Here is a 20961-nt window from a genome sequence, read left to right as displayed (position 1 = left end):
CTTACCTTACACTTTTCGCTTAAGTCTTTGACAATGCAGCTAAACCTTCAGATCTGTGATGGCCGACGCTCGTCACAACTGCTTTGGTTATACTGTTCGTCATAGGTGCATCTAGATCTTCGGAAAATGGTGCGAGCGGTGATCCATTTTTAAGTGCAATCGCTCCAAGAGCGAGCCCTAATGGAAATTGTGCTTCTAATGCATGACCAAATACGGCGCTGGTTGTTCGGATTGTGCCTTTGCTATGATGCGCGTTGAGATATTCTTTTTCAAATTGCATTGCTTGGCTGCGGCCGCTTGTGCCCGATAAGATGAGCGTATCCGCATCATCCGTAATGTTAAGATCACTGTTGAGCTTTGACATGCGCTTAGCAAATGAAGCTTCATCGCGTGAACCAGCGTCGCCTAATACGCCATCAACGTTTACATAGATTTTTGCCCCTCGGGCAAGTGCATGTTCTTTCGATTCTAAAATTAAGAAAACACCCGCTGTGCCAAAAACGATGCCGCGGTTGTCATTGCGCTGCCAAATAGGGCGCGCAGGCGATGTTTCTAGAGCATTGATCGCTTCAATGACGTAAAGATAGTCTTCGCGCTCAGCAATAAATGCACCACCGACCAAGCAATGGGTCGATGAACCAGCCTGGATACGTGCAACGGCGGTTTCAATAGCAGAAACGCCTGAGCCTTCTTCACCCATAAATGTGCGAGAGGAGCCTGTAACCTTGTGAACAATTGAAATGTTACCGGCCATCAGGTTGGACAATTGTGATAAAAACAGTGTCGGACGTACTTCTGTGCGGAGCTTTTCGTTAAGCAGCACATCTTTATCGTTTCGATTGCGTGATTCTTCGATAATTGTCGTATCAACATCTGAATCCCTTTCGCCACCGCCACCACAGACAATCATGTCCATCGTCGAGCAGCCTTCCGCATCGTCTTTAAAGCCTGCATCATCAAGCGCTAGTCCTGCAGCATAAACGCCCAACTTTTGCCAGTCACCCATTTGGCGCTGATCGCCCCGACGCGGGATTTGATCGTTCCAATCAATCTCAGGCATGGTGTGCAAAGGATAAGGCGGAATGATTTGATCATTCACCACAGGGGTAATAGATCCTGAGCCATTAAGAAGATCTTCATGCGCTGCAACCCCAACACCTAAAGAAGTCACGAGCCCTATGCCCGTGATGACAACATCATTCTTGCTTTTCGTATTCATCAAGGTTTCCCTATATGTGAATTTTAAGATTGCGCGCCGGCTTTATATGTATCGATCGCATCTTGCAGGCTAACTCTCTCCGCTAGCTCCATAATATGCTCAAGAGTTGGCACCTCGTCAAATGAACGTGTGGCAAATTTGAGCTGGCTGTTGCAAACGCGCTTACCATCAACTGAGATGGAGCATTTTGAAACAACAAAACCCGATCCTTCGTGCTCAATCTTGGAATTGATAGAGAGCGTTTCGGACGGATTTACAAATTGGCGCATTTTGGCTGTGTCAACGGACATCAAAAATGGCATGACCTTAAATTCTGACAGAGCCATATATAAGATACCAGATGCCTGAGCCATGCTCTCAATTAAAAGTACACCCGGCATTAATGGCATGCCGGGGAAGTGCCCTTCAAATATAGGGCTTTTTTCTGGAACAACAGATTCCACCACAATGCTTTGATCCGCAAAGTCGATGCTTTTGACGTGATCGAGCATTTGAAAATATTCTAAAAGCATCGTGTTAGACCTGAAGCAACCGTGTCAATTTAGTCTTTTGCAGCTCTAAGCTCATCGATTTTGCCGCATAGATTTTTCAAAATGAAATAATCATCAGCGTCGGCTTTGCCGTCATTGATTTCCTGAGTCCACTGCTCAAGTGGAACTTTGATGCCAAATTCTTTATCAATAGCAAAAACGATATCCAAAAAGTCCAAGCTATCAATACCCAGATCATCAACAGTATTACTGTCAGGAGTGATTGTTTCTAGGTCGATCTCGCTGGTTTCAGCAATAATTTCTGCAACTTTGTTAAACGTCTCAGACACGGAATGGAACCTCATGTATTTTCGTATTTGTCGCGAAGCTATAGTGAACTACGGACAAAAAGCCAATGATTAATTGCACTAAGTAGAAATATTGAACAATTTCTCCGGTTTATATGCCATTTTAAAATGAAAAAAACCGCAGAAAATCCTGCTCGAATGCAAATTGGCTTTTACATTTAATTGTGGTGGTACTATGAACAATTTGCGGGGATATTACGCACGTGAATATAAATTATGTGTCATGAGAGATATAACTGGCTCTAATGCCAGAGAAATAAGGGTAGTATTATGTCTGAGCGCGAAAGCATGGAATTTGACGTCGTTATCGTTGGTGCTGGGCCAGCGGGCCTTTCTGCTGCAATTCGACTTAAACAACTAGATGAAAACCTGTCTGTTGTAGTTCTGGAAAAGGGTGCTGAAGTTGGCGCTCATATTCTGTCAGGTGCAGTGGTTGATCCGATCGGAGTTGATAAGCTTTTGCCGGGTTGGCGTGAAGAAAGTGATCACCCTTTTAAAACGGAAGTTAAAGACGACCATTTCCTTGTATTAGGGCCTGCGGGCTCGTTGCGCTTGCCAAATTTTGCGATGCCACCTTTGATGAACAATCACGGCAATTATATTGTTTCGCTCGGCAATGTGTGTCGCTGGTTGGGTGAAAAGGCTGAGGCGCTCGGCGTTGAGGTTTATCCAGGATTTGCTGCAGCTGAAGTACTTTACAACGATGATGGTGCTGTTATCGGCGTCGCAACGGGCGATATGGGTATTGGTAAAGATGGAAAGCCTGGTCCAAATCACGAGCCTGGCATGGAACTATTAGGCAAATATGTATTGATCGGGGAAGGTGTGCGCGGATCGCTTGCCAAACAGATCATCAATAAGTTTGACTTAAGCGCAGATCGCGAACCACAGAAATTTGGCATTGGCATCAAAGAGCTTTGGGAAGTTAAGCCTGAAAATCATAAGCAAGGATTGGTGCAGCACTCATTTGGGTGGCCGCTCGATATGAAAACTGGTGGCGGTACGTTCTTGTATCACCTTGAAGATAATATGGTTGCTGTTGGTTTTGTTATTCACCTGAATTACAAAAACCCATATCTGTCTCCATTTGAAGAGTTCCAAAGATTTAAAACGCATCCAACAATCAAACCTACATTTGAGGGTGGTAAGCGTTTGTCTTATGGCGCACGTGCGATCACTGAAGGTGGTTACCAATCTGTGCCAAAACTTACTTTCCCAGGTGGTGCTTTGATCGGTTGTTCAGCTGGATTTGTGAACGTGCCTCGTATTAAAGGCTCACATAACGCAATGCTATCAGGCATGTTGGCCGCTGAGAAAGTGGCTAGCGCACTTTCAGAAGGTCGTGAGCAGGACGAAATCATTGAATATGAAAATGAGTGGCGTGGTTCGCAAATCGGTGAGGACCTTAAAAAGGTTCGCAATGTAAAACCACTCTGGTCCAAGTTTGGCACAATCCTTGGTATTGGTCTTGGTGGTTTGGATATGTGGCTTAATACGCTGGTTAAATGGTCGCCATTTGGCACCATGAAGCACGGAAAGCCAGATCATGCATGCCTGGAACCGGCAAGTCAGCATAAGGTGATTGAATATCCTAAGCCTGATGGTGAGGTGAGTTTTGATCGCTTGTCTTCGGTATTTTTATCCAGCACCAACCATGATGAAGATCAGCCAGTGCATCTGAAATTGGCTGATGCTGATTTGCAAAAGTCTTCTGAGTTAGACGTTTTTGCAGGGCCTTCCAACAGATATTGCCCTGCAGGAGTATACGAATGGGTTGAAGATGAAGGTCAGCAGAACTTCGTGATTAACTCGCAAAACTGCGTGCACTGTAAGACATGTGATATTAAGGACCCTAATCAGAACATTAACTGGACTGTGCCGCAGGGCGGCGAGGGGCCAATGTATCCAAACATGTAAGATGCATGGATTTATTTCAATGTTGTGGGGTTCGCCCCACAACTTTTTTTGTTTGATTTGTTGATTTTTGCCTATGCCGCTTTCGCATCAATTGTTTTTTCAAATGAGCGTTTCTTTTTAGCCGGCATTCCAGCATAAACGCCAGAATCATACTCACCTTCTTTAACAACAGCATTGGCAGCTACAACAGTTTTTGGTGCCAAATTCGCCCCAGCTAAGATTCTGACGCCTGAAAAGATCAATGCGTCTTCACCAATCGTGATTTGTTTTTTGCGAATAGGTGCATATTTCAGCGGGCCATCTGCGTTATCAATATCAAAATCGAAACTAATCAGTGATGTTTGGTGTGCAATTGAAACATTGTCGCCGATTTTGATGCCGCCTTTACCGTCTAGATAGCAGGTTTCAAAAATAGCTACATTGTCACCAAGCTCGATTTCTTCCCAATAGGTTATGCGAACACCCGTTTCGAAAAGCACATTTTCACCACACGATTTTGCAAGGCGTTTTGCCCATAAATAGCGCATGAAAATTCCAAGTTTCCACGGCATAAGCTCCAAAAGTGGCCAAGTCATTTTGAATAAAAAACGCGGCAGAACGGCAAATATCGCATTCAATACCGTAATCAGCGGCTTGAGAATTTGAAATAATTTACGTCCAGTCATAGAGATGTCTCCTAATGATAAGCTGAAACTGAGTTCATGTTCCCATTAGACACCAGACGTCTTAATTGTTTTCATATTTTGCGATTTTGCATTCAATTATGCTTAAAGAAATCTAAAATCGTGGGAGTGCATTGATCAGGCGCTTCTTCGGCAACAAAATGCCCGCAAGATAGCTGTAAGTCTTGAAGATTATCAGCCCAAGGCTCCCATTCTTTACGCGGTGCATCAGCCATATTCTTCAAAAACCCACTGCCGTAAATGACCAAAACCGGGCATTGGATTTTTGTGCCCTTTTGCTGATTTTCTCTGTCATGATCAACATCTGTCGTGGCACCTGATCGATAGTCAGCACAAGATGCGGCGATCACATTGTTGGATTTGAATTGCGTTTTGTATATTTCAACGGCTTCCTGTGAAAGCTGAGATTGATCATCTGCCCAACGCGCAAAAATGTGGTCCATATAATGATCAGGCTCAGCCCCAATTAAAGTTTCGGGCATGGGAGCTGGTTGCGCTAAAAATGGCCAATGATAGGTGCCCATTGCGTTCTTCCAATCCATATTATCCCACACAGACAAGGTTGGTACGATATCAAGCGCGCAATACGCTGTTACTTTATCGGGGTAATCCAAGCACATCCGAAAACCAACGCGTGCGCCACGATCATGGCCCAATACATGAAACTTCTCATGTCCAAGCTCTGACATGAGTTCGACAAGAATTTTTGCTAGATTGCGTTTGCTATAGGCATAATTTGCCGCGTCCGGTTCGGGACCTTGGCTTTCCCCGTAACCGGGTAGATCCGCCATGATCACCTGATGTGTTTTAGCAAGTTCTGGTGCAATGTAACGCCACATATAAGATGATTGCGGATAGCCATGAAGAAATAAAATAGGTGTTCCACTGCCAGCAATCCATGTTGCAAGATCAAGATTACATGCTTTTATGGTTTTGTGCTCAAACCCTTTTATCATGACATATTTCTCCCGTTAAAAAATGAGATCACAGATTAACAGCCATAGTCCCGTTGATAGGACGGCTGTTGCTGTGCCGATCGTGATCGATGTTGCCGCGAGCCTTTGTCCGGTGCCAAATTGTTGCGCAACAACCCATGAATTAATTCCAACGGGTAGCGCAGCGATTGAAACAAGCACCCTTGTTGTAAATTCAGGAACTCCGAACGTAAGTGATAGTCCCAAAACTATTGCCGGCATGAGCATGAGTTTAAATGAGACGAGCACCAAGGCAGGAGGGATTTGACCTGAAACTCCATAGCGCCGTGTTGCCATGCCAACGGCAAAAAGTGCCAATGGACCAACTGTTGCGCTGATGTTTTCTATTAATCTATCAGCAAGTGGGGGAGGGCTGAGTGACAGCATTTTTACAAAAAAACCTGCAAGAATGCCCAAGACGAGTGGATTTGACAGCAATTGCTTTAAGAATTTTTGCAAGACGCTGAGCATATTCAATTCGGTTTCAACAGCACCGTCTTTACGGCTGGCCCATTCAAATTGAATGATTGTGGCAGCAAGCATAACAGGCAAATGGATGGTCAAAATCTTCGATAGAATGGCAACCCCTTCCTCACCATAAACCCCTGTAATGAAAGGTATTCCAACCAATACGCAGTTTGAAAATGCACCTGTCACACCGGCAACTACACCAGCACGCGTATCTCTGCCAAAGACAAATTGCACCACCAGATGTGATGAAGTCCAAACAACAATACCTGCGCTGAAATAAACCGCCCAAATTATCAATACTTCACCCGTGCCGAAATCTGCGTTCAAAATGTTTTTAAACAACAATAATGGTACGCCAACATTGTAGATGAAGCTCGTTAGCCCATCACCAATTTCAGGTTTTAGATATTTTGTTGCAACGGCAATATATCCCAAACCAATGAGAGAAAAGATGTATAGAATTGTTTCGATATAAGGGGGCATGTGGTGAACTTTGTTATTGGGGGATAGACCCCAAAGTTAAATCCTTGCCATTGAAAGCGCAAATGGATAATTCTGACAAATCACAGAAAGGCGATCATTATGACAGGATTTAAAAGTTTTACACCGCTGGTTCAGTCTTTACCGGCAAGTGTGCCTTTTGTTGGTCCTGAAACATCAGAACGCGCAAGCGGTCAGTTGTTTAAATCACGCCTTGGGGCCAATGAAAATGGGTTTGGCTTTTCCCCCCGTGTTCAGGAGATTATTGAACAAGAGGCTCATTTATCTTGGCGTTACGGAGATCCAGAAAGTTTTGACCTTAAAAACGCAATCTGTGACAAATTAGCTATTGATTTTAATACGATTGCTGTGGGTGAGGGGATTGATGGGTTGTTGGGCCTGGTCGCACGGATGATTGTTGAACCGGGCACATCTGTTGTAACGTCGATTGGCGCGTATCCGACGTTTAATTTTCACGTGAATGGCCATGGGGGGCAACTTCATGCCGTCCCTTATAAGGATGATCGTGAGGATTTAAGTGCGCTGTTGAACAAGGTGCAGGAAACCGAAGCGTCCTTAGTGTATTTGGCAAACCCCGATAACCCTATGGGAACCTGGTGGTCGGGCGATGAAATTACTGATTTTGCAAAAGCACTTCCTGATACCACCATGTTGGTTCTGGATGAGGCATATGGCGAGATGGCGCCAAAAGATGCGCTGCCTGCTATGAACACTTTTTTAGAGATGCCGAACGTTTTGCGAATGCGTACTTTTTCCAAGGTGTATGGTTTGGCTGGATTGCGGGTTGGATATGCGATCGGACACCCAGACACGATCTTAATGTTTGATCGTGTTCGCAACCATTTTGGTATGTCACGATTGTCGCAAAAAGCAGCGGTTGCAGCGATTAAAGATGACCAATGGCTCTCGCATGTTCTTGATTTAATTGATGCATCACGCCAAAGGATCTCTAACATTGCGCTTGATTGCGGACTAAAGCCTATTGCATCTGCAACAAATTTTGTGACGATTGATTGTGGCCGAGATGGTGATTATGCGCGGTCTATCTTAAGTGAGCTTATGGCGAGTGGCATTTTTGTACGTATGCCAGGCGTTGCGCCGCTTGATCGGTGTATTCGCGTGAGTGTTGGTCCGGATAGTGAAATTGACCTTTTTGAAAAGGTGTTCAAAGACATTATCTCCAAACAAAAATAACCCTTGCGTTCATCTGGGAGGAAAAGATGTCAGCAAGGGCATTTTTATAGATGTATTTTAATGCTTAGTGCATTGTCATCCATTCGCGAGCTTCACGTAGAGCTTTGGCGATTTCAGATTTTGACATTGTGCTTGTCAATTCTGCGCGTAAAGCAGCTGCGCGCTCAGATCCTTTGATCGCAGCAATATTAAGCCATTTATGAGCTGCGATCATATCAACAGCGCAATCTCTGCCTGTTGCATACATAAGGCCCATGTCGCACAAAATATCAGCGCGGACTTCGCCTGCAATCATTGGGTTGTTCATATCTGTAATTTCAAAACGTGCCATTTTAATAATCCCTGTCATGTTGACCATTTTGGTCTTTGTTTGCTTGTCCCCCGCAAAGGGTAAGTGCCGATTTTCGGCTTATTATTGTTGTGCCCTTTTGGGCTTATTAAGCCCCACTTCTTTGAGTGGGTTTATCCCTGTTAGCTCTTGAGGAGCTTTTCGCCTGTTGTTCGAACTTTTCGTTCTTTGTCGCACTGTTATTCAGCGCTTGTTTGATGGTTGTTAGAATGCCGCAATGTTTTGAAAATGCTGTTAAATTCCATGATTAATATGAAATAAACAAAACAAAAACGAATGGTAAATTTGAGATTTTGTTAAACATCAACAAGCCTGATTCTGTGGCGATTCAGGCCGATTTTAACCCTTGATTCAGATTTAAATATCAACCTTTGGGTAACCAAGTTGCACGAAGACAAATTCGAGTTTTATTAAAATTGGTTCTAAATCAGCGCACGAAAAGCGCTGCATTTGCCCACTTTAGCCCCTAAAAACAGAGTTGTTTACCTATTTGAACCGAATATGAACGGGGGTCTCAGAATAGGTTCAGTTCCATTATGGAAATTTGTGCTCATAGAGTTGAGGGGATCACTCCTCACGAAATTGAGTAAGGATGATAAAATGACCATTTTGGCGAGACGATTTTCAATCATTAGTTTGGTTTTGATGATTTTTGCATTTGTGTTGGCAGGTGCTGTCCACAAAAACAAAGCCGCCAATAATCCATACCTAACGGGCGACCTTTTCATTTGCACAACTGGCAATGAAACAGTTTGCGGCGTTCAAAACACATCCACACAGAAATAAAGCGTAGTTAGGTTTAAGACAATGATTTCAGCAATTTTAAGAGTTTCAATTTTCGCATTTGTTCTTGCAGGACCGCTATGTGCAATGAAAGTCAATCAAGAACGTACATTTGGCGATGAGGCAAATGCGGTTGGTTTGGTATTGCTGAACAGTCTACAGCGTGGCTAAATCTCCACATGTGAGATGAAAAAATGATGTTTACGTCAAAAACAGTTATTCCACTGTCAAAGAACTTTGGTTATAACATCTCATGGACAATCATATAAAAACAAACAATTTCACAACTCCCGAGCCAATTGAAGCTTGCGAGTATAATAGCGCAACCGAGGCGGTTGACACGCTGACGGCAATTTACCAACGGAATGTTGAATTTTTACAGCAATCCTTCGAGGCATTTGATCCCAAGGTCAAAAAATTTTACCGAGCTTATTACCCTGAGATATGTATCTCCTGCCATTCTTTTGAACATATTGATTCAAGATTATCATTTGGGCATTTCTCATCGCCGGGGGTTTATAGCGCCACCATAACCAATCCAAAACTGTTTAGATCTTATCTTATCGAGCAGCTGAGCTTCATAGGCGAAAATCATGACGCGGTTTTTGTAATTGGCGAATCAGAGACGCCAATTCCGCTTCACTTTGCGATTACGAGCGAAACAAGTGTGAACGCAAATTTGGGTCCGGATTTTAAATTATCTCTGCGTGATTATTTTGATACCCCTGATTTATCCATAACTGATGATTCTATTGTAAATGGAACATTGGAAGTCGCGCCCGGCGAAACACGCCCATTGGCTCCTTTTACAGCGCAACGCGTGGACTATTCACTCGCGCGGTTATCGCATTATACGGCGACAGATCCAGATCATTATCAGAACTTTGTTTTATTCACGAACTATCAGTTTTACATTGATGAGTTTAGTGAATATGCCAAGAAGCTGATGGCAGAAGGTGGTGGCGGATACGAAAGTTTCGTTGAACCAGGGAACATTATCACTAAAGCGGGCGAGGTCGCGGGTGAAAATGTCTTGAAGAAAACACCGCAAATGCCGGCCTATCACCTCAAAAAGCCGGGTCATGCGGGCATAACCATGGTCAATATTGGTGTTGGACCTTCAAATGCAAAAACCATCACCGACCATGTTGCCGTGTTACGACCACATGTATGGTTGATGTTGGGCCATTGCGCAGGATTGCGTAACAGTCAAAGTCTTGGGGACTATGTATTGGCGCATGCATATGTACGTGAAGATCATGTACTTGATGCCGATTTGCCTGTTTGGGTGCCAATTCCAGCACTTGCAGAGGTGCAGGTGGCTCTCCAAGATGCTGTGGCTGAAGTCACAGGTTATGACGGTTATGATCTTAAACGGATTATGCGAACCGGTACTGTTGCGACCATTGATAATCGAAACTGGGAATTACGTGATCAACGCGGGCCGGTGCAAAGATTATCGCAATCGCGTGCTGTGGCACTTGATATGGAATCAGCGACCATTGCAGCAAACGGTTTTCGTTTTAGGGTTCCATATGGCACGTTGCTATGTGTTTCTGATAAGCCGCTTCACGGTGAGTTGAAATTGCCGGGAATGGCATCTGATTTTTACCGTACACAGGTTGATCAGCATTTAAGAATTGGTATCCGCACAATGGAATTATTGTCTGCAATGCCACCGGCGCGCCTCCACTCACGTAAGCTTCGAAGCTTTACAGAGACTGCATTTCAATAGGGTTTAGAAATGTCGACTAAAATTGGAATTCTTCAATGTGGCGATCATCTGGAAAGTGTCGCACAAAAACACCATTCCCACAGCGCTTTGTTTCAAAAGCTGTTTGCCGGTAACCAGCTCTCATTTGAAACTTTCCGGGTCAATATTAATGAGTTTCCCCAAAAAGTTGACGTGTGCGATGGGTATGTAATTACAGGATCGCCTCTTGGTGTTTATGAAGATCATGATTGGATTGCGCCTTTAGAGCAATTGGTTCGAGACTGTTTTGATCGCTCTATACCCGTCATTGGTATCTGTTTTGGACATCAGCTCATGGCGCAGGCTTTGGGTGGAAAAGTTGAAAAGTTCTCTAAGGGCTGGAGTGTTGGTCAGGTAGATTATCAATCTAGTGATGGCAATACAGTTACCTTAAATGCTTTTCATCAGGATCAGGTTGTTCTACCACCTGAAGGAAGTACAACTTTTTTAAGTTCAGACTTTTGCAAATATGCTGGGCTATCCTACGGGAAAAAAGGTATGTCAGTGCAGCCACACCCTGAAATGGACGCTGAGTTTATGAAAGATCTGTTGGATGCAAAGGGAAAGAACTTACTTTCTGATGAACAACTGTCCGAAGCCTATGACAGCTTGTCTGATAATATAGACGTTGATGTTGCAACGAAGATGCTATTATCGGTTTTATCACCGGAACTAGAATTGGCTTAGACTATGACATTTTCTCTAAAGCAAGTTGGCGATAAAAAAATACTATATGTGATGGCTGCGCAGCCGGAATACGGAGTGGCACTTCAATCGCGGATTGAACCTTTAATGTGCGGGGTAGGGCCTGTCGAGGCTGGTGTTGTTGTGACTGGTACACTCACTGAGCTGAAACTATCGGGTGAAATGCCCGATATTGTCGTCTCTTTAGGCTCAGCTGGATCACGCGATTTGCAGCAAACCGGGATTTATCAGGCAAAAAGCGTTTCCTACCGTGATATGGATGCAAGCGCGCTTGGATTTGAAAAAGGTACAACGCCACTTTTAGATTTGCCAAAAGAGCTTCAAATGCCAGTGACAATGGAGGGGGTGCCGGAAGTCAGACTTTCAACTGGTGCAAATGTTGTGTCAGGCAGTGCCTATGATGACATTGATGCGGATATGGTGGACATGGAAACCTTCGCAATTTTACGTGCTTGTCACCGTTTTGATGTGCCTTTGCTCGCACTTCGCGGTATTTCCGATGGAAAAGATGAGTTGGATAAATTGGAGGATTGGACAGAATATTTGCATGTTATCGATGTAAAATTGGCCCAAACCATTGATATCTTACATCAAAATATCACTTCTGATAGTCTGACTTATCATCGCTAGTACGGTGTTTTTACCGGTCTACCTGTTGCTTTAGGGCAACGGCGTTTGAGCAAGTTTTGTTGATAACTTATTAACTATTGTATCTTGCTCCCATTGGGGCCATTTGTGTGTTTCTCTAACTGAGCGGACTAAATCCGCTTTCTGCGTAGTAAGTGTTGAAATTGAGTTTTGCTGTGAATTACAGACTATTCATCATTTCGGTTTTATCTTTCTTTGCTGTGTTCGTATCGAACGTATCGGCGGAGACCCTTTTTGGCGCGTTGTCAAAAGCCTATCAAGATAATCCTGATTTATTGGCTGCGCGTGCGGAATTGCGAGCGACTGATGAAAATGTTGCAATAGCAAGGGCAGGGCAACGTCCTACCATTGCCGGCGAAGCATCAATAACGGCAGAAGATGTAAATGGTGTAGACACTTCGTCAGCTGAAATTGGATTAAGTATTTCGCAGTCCATTTTCGATGGTTTCCGGACTAAAAATTCAATTTTAGCTGCGCAAACTCGCGTTTTATCGGGTCGCCAGGTTTTGATTTCAAATAAGATGGATATTTTAATCTCAGCTGTGCAGGCCTATTTGGATGTGCTTTTAAATCAGCAGATTACGAGCATCCGAAGCCAAAATCTGGATTTTTTACGTGAGCAATTAAAAGCTTCTCAAATCCGATTACGAGTGGGTGAGGGCACACGAACTGATGTTGCGCAAGCTGAAGCGAGTTTAGCGGCGGCTAAAGCGCAGCTTTTCGCAGCAGAAGCGGCTCTAAAAGCAAGTTCTGCGGTTTATAAACAGGTTGTGGGTGTTAAACCACGCGGTTTGCGGGTGCCACAATTACCAAAGGGTGTTTTGCCAAAATCACTGAATACAGCTTTGGGTATTGGCTTGGTTAAGCACCCGGCTTTACTGTCTGCAAGCTTGGGTATTGATGCTGCTGAATATGATGTGAAAGTGCAGGAAAGCTCTGTGCTTCCGGGTGTTCGTATCACCGGTTCTTTGTCACAAGATGATGACAGCGTAACAACTGCACGTATTGGTGCTCAGCTAACAATTCCGATTTTTACTGGTGGTGCAAATGCTGCTCGAATTCGCCAATCCAAAGAAGTTTTGGGTGAGCAACGCATCAGACTTGATTCAACACGTCGTCAAATTGAGCAGATTATCATCAATGCTTGGGTAAATTTCCAATCATCTAAGGCGTCCATTACTGCAAATGACGCACAGGTTAAAGCAGCACGACTTGCGCTTGCCGGTGTTTTGGAAGAGCGCAAAGTTGGTCAACGTACAACACTTGATGTGTTGAACGCGCAAGCCAGTGTTTTAAACGCACGTGAATCGCTTTCTCGCGCCCGTGCAAACTATGTCGTTGCAGCTTACAATGTTTTGTATTCAACGGGGCAGCTAACCGTTGGCGACCTTGGTGTTAAGGTCAAACGTTACGCACCTGAAGTGCATTACGAGGCTGTTGAAGACAAATGGTTTGGCCTGCGAACCGTCACAGAATAGCCAAGTCCATTGTTCTAAACGGCTTTTTCGTAAAGAATCTGTTGGAAAATACCCAAATTCGGACAATTACCTTTAAATTATGTGTGAGTGAGCTAAAGTCCCGCAGAATTTAGGGGGAAGCAGTTTCATGGTTGATCAAAAGAAAAATCCGGATCATCGTTATGTTAATGATCTACGGAGAATTGATTATACTCAATCTGTATCTCAAAGACTTCGCAATCAAATTGTACCAATCGGACTATCCATTGTTTTCCTTTCAATTATCGCGCTTTTTGCAGGATCTCAGCTCACAGGTATTTCTGAAGAGCCATTATTGATCGCAGTCGCTGCAGTCATCGGTGGCTATATGGCGCTGAATATCGGTGCCAACGATGTTGCCAATAATATGGGGCCGGCGGTTGGCGGCAAAGTTATTACCGTGTTTTGGGCGATTGTGATCGCCGCCATTTGTGAAAGCGCAGGCGCGCTTCTTGCAGGTGGAGATGTTGTGAAAACGGTATCCAAAGGCATCATTTCCCCTGATGATAATATTAATGTCGTTGATTTCAGGTTTTTGATGCTGAGCGCGTTATTATCCGCAGCTATCTGGATCAATCTTGCAACATTTTTGGGTGCACCAGTATCCACAACGCATTCAATTGTTGGCGGTGTGTTGGGCGCTGGTATTGCTGCGGCGGGCGTTGGATTGGTGAACTGGTCGACCATGTCAGCAATTGCTGCAAGTTGGGTCATTTCACCGGTGTTTGGTGCTTTGGTTGCTGCTGCATTGCTTTTTGTCATCAAAGCTAAAATTCTAAATGTTGATGATAGGATACCTGCTGCAAAGCGTTGGGTACCGGTTCTTATTGGGCTTATGGCGTCTGCGTTTGTTGCTTATATGGCAATGAAAGGGCTTAAGAAGATTTGGAAACCATCGCTGGTGGAGATCTTCATTTACTCAGGTCTTGGTTTTGCTGCAGCGTTTCTTGCTGCACGGCCATATATAGCAAAGCGAGTTGTTGGCTTTCAAAATACCAAGAAAGATATGAACCACCTCTTTAATGTACCGCTCATTATTGGTGTTGCATTCCTATCATTTGCGCATGGTGCAAACGATGTTGCCAATGCTGTTGGTCCGCTAGCCGCAATTGTATCAACGGTCGGCGAGGGTGCTGAATTCTCAAGTCAGGTCTCTATTCCATTATGGGTTATGGTCGTCGGTGCTTTTGGTATAGCGCTTGGTCTGGGGCTCTTTGGGCCAAAACTTATATCAATTGTTGGCGAGAAAATTACTCGATTGAATGCTCCGCGCGCTTATTGTGTTGCATTATCATCCGCAATTACCGTGTTGATCGCCTCAGCACTTGGATTGCCAGTGAGTTCGACACATATTGCCGTTGGCGCCGTGTTCGGAGTTGGTTTCTTACGTGAATATGTTGAGAACCCAAATCGCCGTCGACTTAGACAAGGCTCTAAATTAAACACAACAGCTGATGAGGCTTTTGCAAGTTCGAAAGCTGAGCGTAAGCGTTTTTTGGTCAGACGCCGTTTTGTGTTTTCAATCGCCGCAGCTTGGGTGGTTACTGTGCCTGCTTCAGCTCTTCTTGCAGCATTGATTTATGCTCTAACGCGACTGTTTTAATCCACGGTGTCAGCGCTTCAAATTGTTTGACCAGATCAAGAAAATCATTTCGATCCACTATTTTCGCCGCTTGTTCAATGAGGACCCAGTGGCGTTCGCGCTCGGTTTTTTCAGGCCAAGCATCAACCTGTGAGATTACTAAAAACGGATAATAAGTTACGGGAATGTCTTCGGTTCCATCTTCTGTGGAACGACTGATAACGACGGTGATTGGGAAATCATTCAGAACGATCCCATGAATGCCAGCTTCTTCAAAAGCTTCTCGATGACAAACATCTTCATGGCTTTCGTTCTTTTTAGCTCTACCCTTAGGCGGTATCCATCGTCCTCTGGTTTTAGACGTAATGAAAAGCATCGCAATATCTTGCTCTGTAGCATCAAATGGTAATACGCCAACACGGTGCATAATAGTTTCCCTCGAAATCGATTCGTACCTATATTGTAGCTTGATTTGCAAGTAGCGTAAATTTGGTCAGAAAATTCCATCTATATATATGTTGTGATCATGATGGGTCGAAAATAGCTCGAAATACTATGACAATATGGTCTACAGTTCTGTTAGGACACAGAATTTGAAATTCTTTTCAAAAAGTCCTTGCGAATAAAATATCTATGTGAAAAAAGGATTTTGACGGAGAGGTGGCCGAGTGGTCGAAGGCGCTCCCCTGCTAAGGGAGTATACCAGGAATGGTATCGAGGGTTCGAATCCCTTCCTCTCCGCCATGTTTTGATCCCTTGATTCTACTTGGTTTTTAAAACCTTGGTTTTGGTACGTACCCACCCATGTACCCGAAAGGTGAGCTATGTACTTAACCCGTCGAGAAAACGGCTTTAAATTTCATCGCTGAATCTCTAAAAACCTTGAACATACTCTGGGTACATCACCCATTCGTATCCCCTTGGGAAACTTATCCGTACGTGATGCGTCTCTCGGCATCAACTAATTCGTTATAATGTCCTGACAATGATGGTTCAGATTCAATCGGGCTTAGTGATACAAAGAAGGGCAAGATCAAACCATCTTCCAACATCAAACCAAACTGTCGGACAAAACCAAATACGGGTACTTGAACCTTGATGATTGTGTCAGACCTTTTCATCGCCGACATAAGATGTTGAAAAACTCCATCATTCTAATCACAAGTTCTTGCAAGTAGTATAATCGTTGTTACTTCAGCTGGTTTTAGCGAAGGCGCAAACCTTTTTAGACGAGACAGAACATGACCTTGCAGATTAGCAGGGCCTTTACTTCTCGATTTAGGCAGTATGACATCATTATTTGTTTTGTCGGTTGGCTTAACGGTACCTGTACCGCTATGGTCAGCTTCATCAGAGTTGATATCCTCACAAAACTCGGAAGACATCTTAGCCTCAATGACGATATCAGTTGGATGTGTCCGACATAATGATCTCTTCATGCATTTGGTGATAAATTCAAAATCATGATCCTCATCACCAGTAAATGATACGATGCAATCATCGGCAATTCGCCACTTAGGTCCGCTACGTTCGTTTTTACCGATGTAATTCCTTTCCAAAATACCAGCTTCAGCTGCGCGTTCGAATGCTTCATGTCGAGCTGCTCTGTTTTGGCGAGCTAAAATAAAATTTAGAATACGGTTTTGTTCTTACCCATGACTTGTCTCCCCGTTTTTGGAAGAGCATGCATGGTTTCTTCAAAACCATCAGGTAAAGCATCCAGCCAATCTCTCAAAGTAATGCCGGCGCGCATTCAACAACTAGTCCTTGAGTAGGATTATCCTTTGATGCAAGCAATCGCAGATACTCCTTATTTTGCTCGGGTGTGGGCGAAGGTTGTGATGTTGTTTTTTGTGAGAAATGGGTCTGCTTGAGTTTGTTTCCAGGTTCTCGCCGTGGCTGCGGACGAGATTATCCCCGCAGTCTGAACAGAAGGATGTTATCGCCGTGTATATGTTTGGAATTTGACATACTTGCTCCTTGCGCCAAATCATAAGATCGGCACTTTAAATGGGTAATTTGATGGGATGTGATATGCCCGCATAATTGCTGCGGGCATATTGAGATTATAGTTTGGCAGATGCCAAACATTCCTTGGCGGCGCGCAGACATATTCGCCTTGCTTGGTAATGTTAGGACGTTTGCGGCTTTATGCCTGGTTTTTTGCTCTAATTGAATAAGCTTACGAATCTGATCAGTCTGCAAAGCTTCGTATTTATCCTCGGGAGCTGAATTTTCTACAAACGCCAGTCTTGCGTGGTTCACCGCATCTTCAATCATCTCGTCGACGTTTTGGGAAGCGATAAACCGATGAGATTGTGCATCAACTCTGCCTCGCCGCGGATAAATTCTTTTGCCATATATTCGCGTGCCAGACGATAGCTTGCTGTAATATTCTTGACGCCACAGATAGTGTCAAAACTATCAAGGTTAAAAACGCCTGCTTCCTTAAAACGAGGCGGTAAATCACACTGGTCCGAACAATCGATAATTGCCCATGACTCCGAACCCTCATCGATAGTCATGCGTTAATGTTTCTTGTAAAGAAAATCCCGAATTTGAGCGCGAACTATCGTTAGATTATCGGCAATTTTATTAAGCTTAGTTGTTTCAATCGTTGAAACCTGCTATTTAAAATCCAACAGACATGCTGTGTTGTTCTTTCGATTAACAATCAAGGCATCAGGACGGTAAGTCAGGCCTCTCGACTCTTGATCATGATCTGTTTGTAACTCAGCCAAACGTGCCACATCATTTGATTGAATGAGGCTTAGATATTTAGGATCAATGGCAAACTTCAGGCCACTATTGATGACAGTTAGTTCATCAACATGTTGCACAACAAGTCCCAGGATTTTTTCTTGAGCGATGCCTTCATTGCGAGGAAACATCATGAAGTATGTAGCAAGTGTGCTTGAGCTGCCTAACACAGGGTCTGTACGGGCAGCCTTCGCCTGCGCAAGCGTTTTATCAACGGTCTCTTTGGCCAGAATTTCAAAGTCCGTCCGGATCAGATCAAGATGAAGTTCAGGAACGCTATCTGAAAGAAGATCGCATGTTGGTTGTGTGTTATAGTTCATAGGAAAACCCATTAATATTAAGCAACCTGGACATGGCTTCGCCGATCAATCCGGCTGGGGAGCATTAAAAAACGTGCTGTCCGCAAAATACGGTACACATCAACCTTTGCTCACCAAGTAGGTTGCTTGTTGCAAATTTAAATATTGAGATGATTTTGCGTTGAGACGTTCAGCGAAAGACGGTTGTACAAGTGCACAAAGCGAAAAGCCCTGCGCCCAGATGCAGCGTCTATCGAAAATCAACGTCAAAACGAAATACGGGATATTCTCTACGGGGAATTTAGTATAAAGATTCGCATAGCCATGCTCCTATTACGGTAGGGGTTTCGGTCAGGCCTTCGATGAGTGTTGGTAGCACTTTCGGAGGCCGATTTATGTCAGCAAACATTGTTCGCTTAACGACCAGAAGAAGTTAGCCCGGAATATCTACTACGGCAACCCAAAAAGAACGCACCGGGAACAAAATTAAAGGTTATGGTTAATAAAATAAACGAATTGGCGCTTTCTTCAGGGATGTCCACCTTGCGCTTTGAAGCGGAAACAATAGTATTTCCATTCAAATGTAGCAATGTACCACTAGCAGACATTAAGTAACATTCTCGCTCACATAATAAACACTTCGCGACTATATGGATCCATACATATACACAAAATTTGGGTGCTGATAAATCATAGGCCGTTGTTAATTGAATGGATGAACCATCCTTAAAAGATCCAATAGGAGCGGCTAAATGAGAACCAGAAACTTAATTACAGGAATTGCAAGTATTTCAGCAACGCTTTTTCTAACAAATGTAGCAACAGCGGACGAGGTCTTTGTGTGCAAGCATCAGTTCGGCACGCACGTCATCACTATTCCGGCAAATAATTCAAAAGTAGCAAACGAGGTTTATACATTAAGGCGCGCAGATGGCAGCACCCATATAAGTAAAGACCGACTTATATTGCGCTCAGGTGAACAATATGTCGGCAGGGAAACAACACTGTTTTTTCATGGTTCAAACGTTCAGATAACAGATTCAGAAGGAAATCCAACCACATGTTTCCGCCAGAATGCTGCGCAAAACCACTCCTCAGGTGCCACCGCTGGCAATAAAGCCGCGCTAGGTAATGCTGCTGGTCGTTCATTGGGCGGCAAAGTACGCTCAGGACCGGGCACCAATTTTGCGCAGGTTGGCAGTTTGCAACTTGGCGACCACATCTCCATCATTGCAAATACGGGTGTACGATTTGATGGCTATGATTGGTTTGAAATTCGTTATGGCAATCGCACTGGTTATCAATGGGGCGGTATTATGTGTTCAAATGGCGTGGGGTTTACTGGCATTTACCAGCAATGTGAATTCATGCCAGAATTTTCAAGTAATACAACAAGCCCTTCACAAAATCAGACCAGCGGCAGCGGCTGGAATGTGTTCGCTGTTGGCCATGACGGGGTTTTAGGCCATGGCGCGGGCAACACATTACAAAAAGCACGCAAAAACGCACTTCATTTTTGTGGCGATTCAACCTGCCAAATCATGGATGAAACACAAGCGCGTTGCCATGCAGCTTCTGAAACACCGGGGGGCTTTTGGTTTGGTGCAGCAAATTCTCTGACGCAAGCAGAAGGATTTGCTCTTAATTTTTGCCGACAGGCTGGCGCTCCGAGTTGTTCAATTCGCTACAGCTATTGCCAGTAAATTTGGTCGCTTTAAAGGGGAACCATTATGATACGTATCTTTTTTATCTCATTCGTTTTGTTAGGCCTGGTTGCTTGCTCCGGCTCTACTGATAACAACAATTATCAATCAAACAGTTGGTCAGGAGGCTGGAGTGCATTTGCGATTGGTCATGATGGACTTTTAGGCCACGGCGCAGGTGCAACTGTCGGAGAAGCGCGCCAATTTGCCCTGAATTTTTGTGGTGATTCATCTTGCAGGGTTGAGGATGTTACCGATGCACGCTGCCATGCGGCCTCTCAAACACCGGGTGGCTTTTGGTTTGGGGCAGCAAATTCTATGTCACAGGCTGAGAATTATGCAATGAATTTCTGCCGACAAGCTGGTGCTCCAAGTTGTTCAATTCGCTATAGCCATTGCCGCTGATCGTACCAACTTTATAGGACTAAATATTTGGAGACGTAAAATGCTACGTATGATGTCTATCATATGCCTGATGGCTTTCTTGAGTGCCTGTTCCGGTACCATGGATAAAATCGAAAACAAATCAAACCGTTGGTCAACAGGCTGGGCTATGGGTAAGGAATATTCCAAAGTAGCAGCGCTTGGAACGTCAACCATCGAAAGACTAACCCCAGATGCGCACGGATTTGGCGATATGATTGGGCGATCCGAATTGTCCGATGGCACAACGATTTATCGTCATATTGCACCGGCCTTCAAACGTGAAAGTTATTCATCATTTTCCGGTATTGTAGGCGGAAATTCATCAAGGCAAAATTATCGTTTGTCCTATTTCAAAGTTGGACAGGATGGCATTGTTAAAGACTGGGCGACGGCATCTGTTCCGGGTACCGCGCAAAACTGCATCAATTACATCGGTGGGATTTTCCAACGCTGCAAAGATCAGGTTCTGGTTCGGCAGGCTTTGGAGATCTATGATAGTTATGTTCGCACAAGCACGGGGCAAACACTATCAGCGTGGGGGCCAGTAGTTCCGGCGGTTCCTTTTGTGGAAGATACGAATTAAAACCCTTAGAATGAGAAAAGTTTATGCTGTGTTATCCGTGTACAAGTGGGATATGTACAGGACGGGACAAACAAAGA

25 protein-coding genes and 1 tRNA gene are annotated in these 20961 nt (G+C 44.2%); 13 read left to right on the top strand and 13 right to left on the bottom strand.

What is annotated here, in order from left to right:
* Positions 1-19: 19 nt before the first annotated feature.
* The 3 genes from ACZ1GZ_RS14905 to ACZ1GZ_RS14895 are packed head-to-tail and all read right to left on the bottom strand — an operon-like array spanning position 20 to position 2039.
* A complete protein-coding gene (locus tag ACZ1GZ_RS14905; RefSeq protein WP_472665679.1) occupies positions 20-1219 on the bottom strand; it encodes a beta-ketoacyl-ACP synthase in 1200 nt (399 codons plus the stop codon).
* A 23-nt stretch (positions 1220-1242) separates the two neighbouring features.
* Complete coding sequence (locus ACZ1GZ_RS14900) at positions 1243-1731, bottom strand: 3-hydroxyacyl-ACP dehydratase FabZ family protein (protein ID WP_472665678.1); 489 nt, start codon at positions 1729-1731, stop codon at positions 1243-1245.
* 29 nt (positions 1732-1760) lie between these two features.
* Positions 1761-2039, bottom strand: a complete 279-nt coding sequence (locus tag ACZ1GZ_RS14895) for an acyl carrier protein (protein ID WP_472665677.1) — start codon at positions 2037-2039, stop codon at positions 1761-1763.
* Positions 2040-2327: 288 nt separating this feature from the next.
* Here ACZ1GZ_RS14895 and ACZ1GZ_RS14890 point away from each other — a divergent pair, with 288 nt between their 5' ends.
* Complete coding sequence (locus tag ACZ1GZ_RS14890) at positions 2328-3974, top strand: electron transfer flavoprotein-ubiquinone oxidoreductase (RefSeq protein ID WP_472665676.1); 1647 nt, start codon at positions 2328-2330, stop codon at positions 3972-3974.
* A 71-nt stretch (positions 3975-4045) separates the two neighbouring features.
* On the opposite strand, the gene ACZ1GZ_RS14885 is transcribed toward ACZ1GZ_RS14890, so the two are convergent.
* From ACZ1GZ_RS14885 to ACZ1GZ_RS14875, 3 genes are all read right to left on the bottom strand, one after another.
* A complete protein-coding gene (locus ACZ1GZ_RS14885) occupies positions 4046-4639 on the bottom strand; it encodes an acyltransferase (protein ID WP_472665675.1) in 594 nt (197 codons plus the stop codon).
* A gap of 92 nt (positions 4640-4731) precedes the next feature.
* Positions 4732-5613, bottom strand: a complete 882-nt coding sequence (locus ACZ1GZ_RS14880; RefSeq protein ID WP_472665674.1) for an alpha/beta fold hydrolase — start codon at positions 5611-5613, stop codon at positions 4732-4734.
* 15 nt (positions 5614-5628) lie between these two features.
* Positions 5629-6585, bottom strand: coding sequence for an AEC family transporter (locus tag ACZ1GZ_RS14875; protein ID WP_472665673.1), 957 nt, complete (start codon positions 6583-6585; stop codon positions 5629-5631).
* Positions 6586-6684: 99 nt separating this feature from the next.
* Here ACZ1GZ_RS14875 and ACZ1GZ_RS14870 point away from each other — a divergent pair, with 99 nt between their 5' ends.
* Positions 6685-7797: a pyridoxal phosphate-dependent aminotransferase gene (locus ACZ1GZ_RS14870; protein ID WP_472665672.1), complete on the top strand. Its 1113-nt coding sequence runs from the start codon at positions 6685-6687 to the stop codon at positions 7795-7797.
* A gap of 64 nt (positions 7798-7861) precedes the next feature.
* On the opposite strand, the gene ACZ1GZ_RS14865 is transcribed toward ACZ1GZ_RS14870, so the two are convergent.
* Entirely contained in the window at positions 7862-8128 is a 267-nt protein-coding gene (locus ACZ1GZ_RS14865) for a sel1 repeat family protein (RefSeq protein WP_472665671.1), read from the bottom strand.
* A 618-nt stretch (positions 8129-8746) separates the two neighbouring features.
* On the opposite strand from ACZ1GZ_RS14865, the gene ACZ1GZ_RS14860 reads away from it, so the two are divergent.
* The 7 genes from ACZ1GZ_RS14860 (at position 8747) to ACZ1GZ_RS14830 (ending at position 15134) form a co-directional block, all read left to right on the top strand.
* Positions 8747-8932 carry a hypothetical protein gene (locus ACZ1GZ_RS14860; protein ID WP_472665670.1) on the top strand — a complete coding sequence of 62 codons (186 nt, stop codon included), beginning with the start codon at positions 8747-8749 and terminating at the stop codon, positions 8930-8932.
* A 21-nt stretch (positions 8933-8953) separates the two neighbouring features.
* Positions 8954-9100, top strand: a complete 147-nt coding sequence (locus tag ACZ1GZ_RS14855) for a hypothetical protein (protein ID WP_472665669.1) — start codon at positions 8954-8956, stop codon at positions 9098-9100.
* 82 nt (positions 9101-9182) lie between these two features.
* The gene (locus ACZ1GZ_RS14850) at positions 9183-10664 is read left to right on the top strand and encodes an AMP nucleosidase (protein ID WP_472665668.1); all 1482 of its coding nucleotides are present in this window, start codon (positions 9183-9185) and stop codon (positions 10662-10664) included.
* A gap of 9 nt (positions 10665-10673) precedes the next feature.
* Entirely contained in the window at positions 10674-11369 is a 696-nt protein-coding gene (locus ACZ1GZ_RS14845; protein ID WP_472665667.1) for a type 1 glutamine amidotransferase, read from the top strand.
* A gap of 3 nt (positions 11370-11372) precedes the next feature.
* On the top strand, positions 11373-12017 hold the full coding sequence (locus ACZ1GZ_RS14840) for a 5'-methylthioadenosine/S-adenosylhomocysteine nucleosidase (protein ID WP_472665666.1): 645 nt from the start codon (positions 11373-11375) through the stop codon (positions 12015-12017).
* A gap of 173 nt (positions 12018-12190) precedes the next feature.
* Positions 12191-13513: a TolC family outer membrane protein gene (locus ACZ1GZ_RS14835; protein WP_472665665.1), complete on the top strand. Its 1323-nt coding sequence runs from the start codon at positions 12191-12193 to the stop codon at positions 13511-13513.
* 127 nt (positions 13514-13640) lie between these two features.
* Entirely contained in the window at positions 13641-15134 is a 1494-nt protein-coding gene (locus tag ACZ1GZ_RS14830) for an inorganic phosphate transporter (RefSeq protein ID WP_472665664.1), read from the top strand.
* Here ACZ1GZ_RS14830 and ACZ1GZ_RS14825 read toward each other — a convergent pair.
* Positions 15073-15540, bottom strand: a complete 468-nt coding sequence (locus ACZ1GZ_RS14825; RefSeq protein WP_472665663.1) for an NUDIX hydrolase — start codon at positions 15538-15540, stop codon at positions 15073-15075. The genes ACZ1GZ_RS14830 and ACZ1GZ_RS14825 overlap by 62 nt on opposite strands.
* Before the next feature lie 227 nt (positions 15541-15767).
* Here ACZ1GZ_RS14825 and ACZ1GZ_RS14820 point away from each other — a divergent pair.
* A tRNA-Ser gene (locus tag ACZ1GZ_RS14820) sits at positions 15768-15857 on the top strand.
* 185 nt (positions 15858-16042) lie between these two features.
* Here the strand turns inward: ACZ1GZ_RS14820 and ACZ1GZ_RS14815 are convergent.
* From ACZ1GZ_RS14815 to ACZ1GZ_RS14795, 5 genes are all read right to left on the bottom strand, one after another.
* The gene (locus ACZ1GZ_RS14815; RefSeq protein WP_472665662.1) at positions 16043-16243 is read right to left on the bottom strand and encodes a hypothetical protein; all 201 of its coding nucleotides are present in this window, start codon (positions 16241-16243) and stop codon (positions 16043-16045) included.
* A 24-nt stretch (positions 16244-16267) separates the two neighbouring features.
* Entirely contained in the window at positions 16268-16672 is a 405-nt protein-coding gene (locus tag ACZ1GZ_RS14810) for a hypothetical protein (RefSeq protein WP_472665661.1), read from the bottom strand.
* Positions 16673-16743: 71 nt separating this feature from the next.
* Positions 16744-16866 carry a hypothetical protein gene (locus ACZ1GZ_RS14805; protein WP_472665660.1) on the bottom strand — a complete coding sequence of 41 codons (123 nt, stop codon included), beginning with the start codon at positions 16864-16866 and terminating at the stop codon, positions 16744-16746.
* A gap of 523 nt (positions 16867-17389) precedes the next feature.
* Positions 17390-17638, bottom strand: a complete 249-nt coding sequence (locus tag ACZ1GZ_RS14800) for a hypothetical protein (RefSeq protein ID WP_472665659.1) — start codon at positions 17636-17638, stop codon at positions 17390-17392.
* A 102-nt stretch (positions 17639-17740) separates the two neighbouring features.
* On the bottom strand, positions 17741-18193 hold the full coding sequence (locus ACZ1GZ_RS14795; RefSeq protein ID WP_472665658.1) for a hypothetical protein: 453 nt from the start codon (positions 18191-18193) through the stop codon (positions 17741-17743).
* A gap of 731 nt (positions 18194-18924) precedes the next feature.
* Here ACZ1GZ_RS14795 and ACZ1GZ_RS14790 point away from each other — a divergent pair.
* The 3 genes from ACZ1GZ_RS14790 to ACZ1GZ_RS14780 are packed head-to-tail and all read left to right on the top strand — an operon-like array spanning position 18925 to position 20884.
* Positions 18925-19875, top strand: a complete 951-nt coding sequence (locus ACZ1GZ_RS14790; RefSeq protein ID WP_472665657.1) for a DUF4189 domain-containing protein — start codon at positions 18925-18927, stop codon at positions 19873-19875.
* A 27-nt stretch (positions 19876-19902) separates the two neighbouring features.
* Positions 19903-20280 (top strand): DUF4189 domain-containing protein, encoded by a 378-nt coding sequence (locus tag ACZ1GZ_RS14785; protein ID WP_472665656.1) that lies wholly within the window; start codon positions 19903-19905, stop codon positions 20278-20280.
* Positions 20281-20320: 40 nt separating this feature from the next.
* Positions 20321-20884, top strand: a complete 564-nt coding sequence (locus tag ACZ1GZ_RS14780) for a hypothetical protein (protein WP_472665655.1) — start codon at positions 20321-20323, stop codon at positions 20882-20884.
* Positions 20885-20961: the final 77 nt, after the last annotated feature.

Source organism: Lentilitoribacter sp. JB5-8 (assembly GCF_055693385.1).
This window is presented reverse-complemented; position numbering and strand designations above follow the sequence as displayed.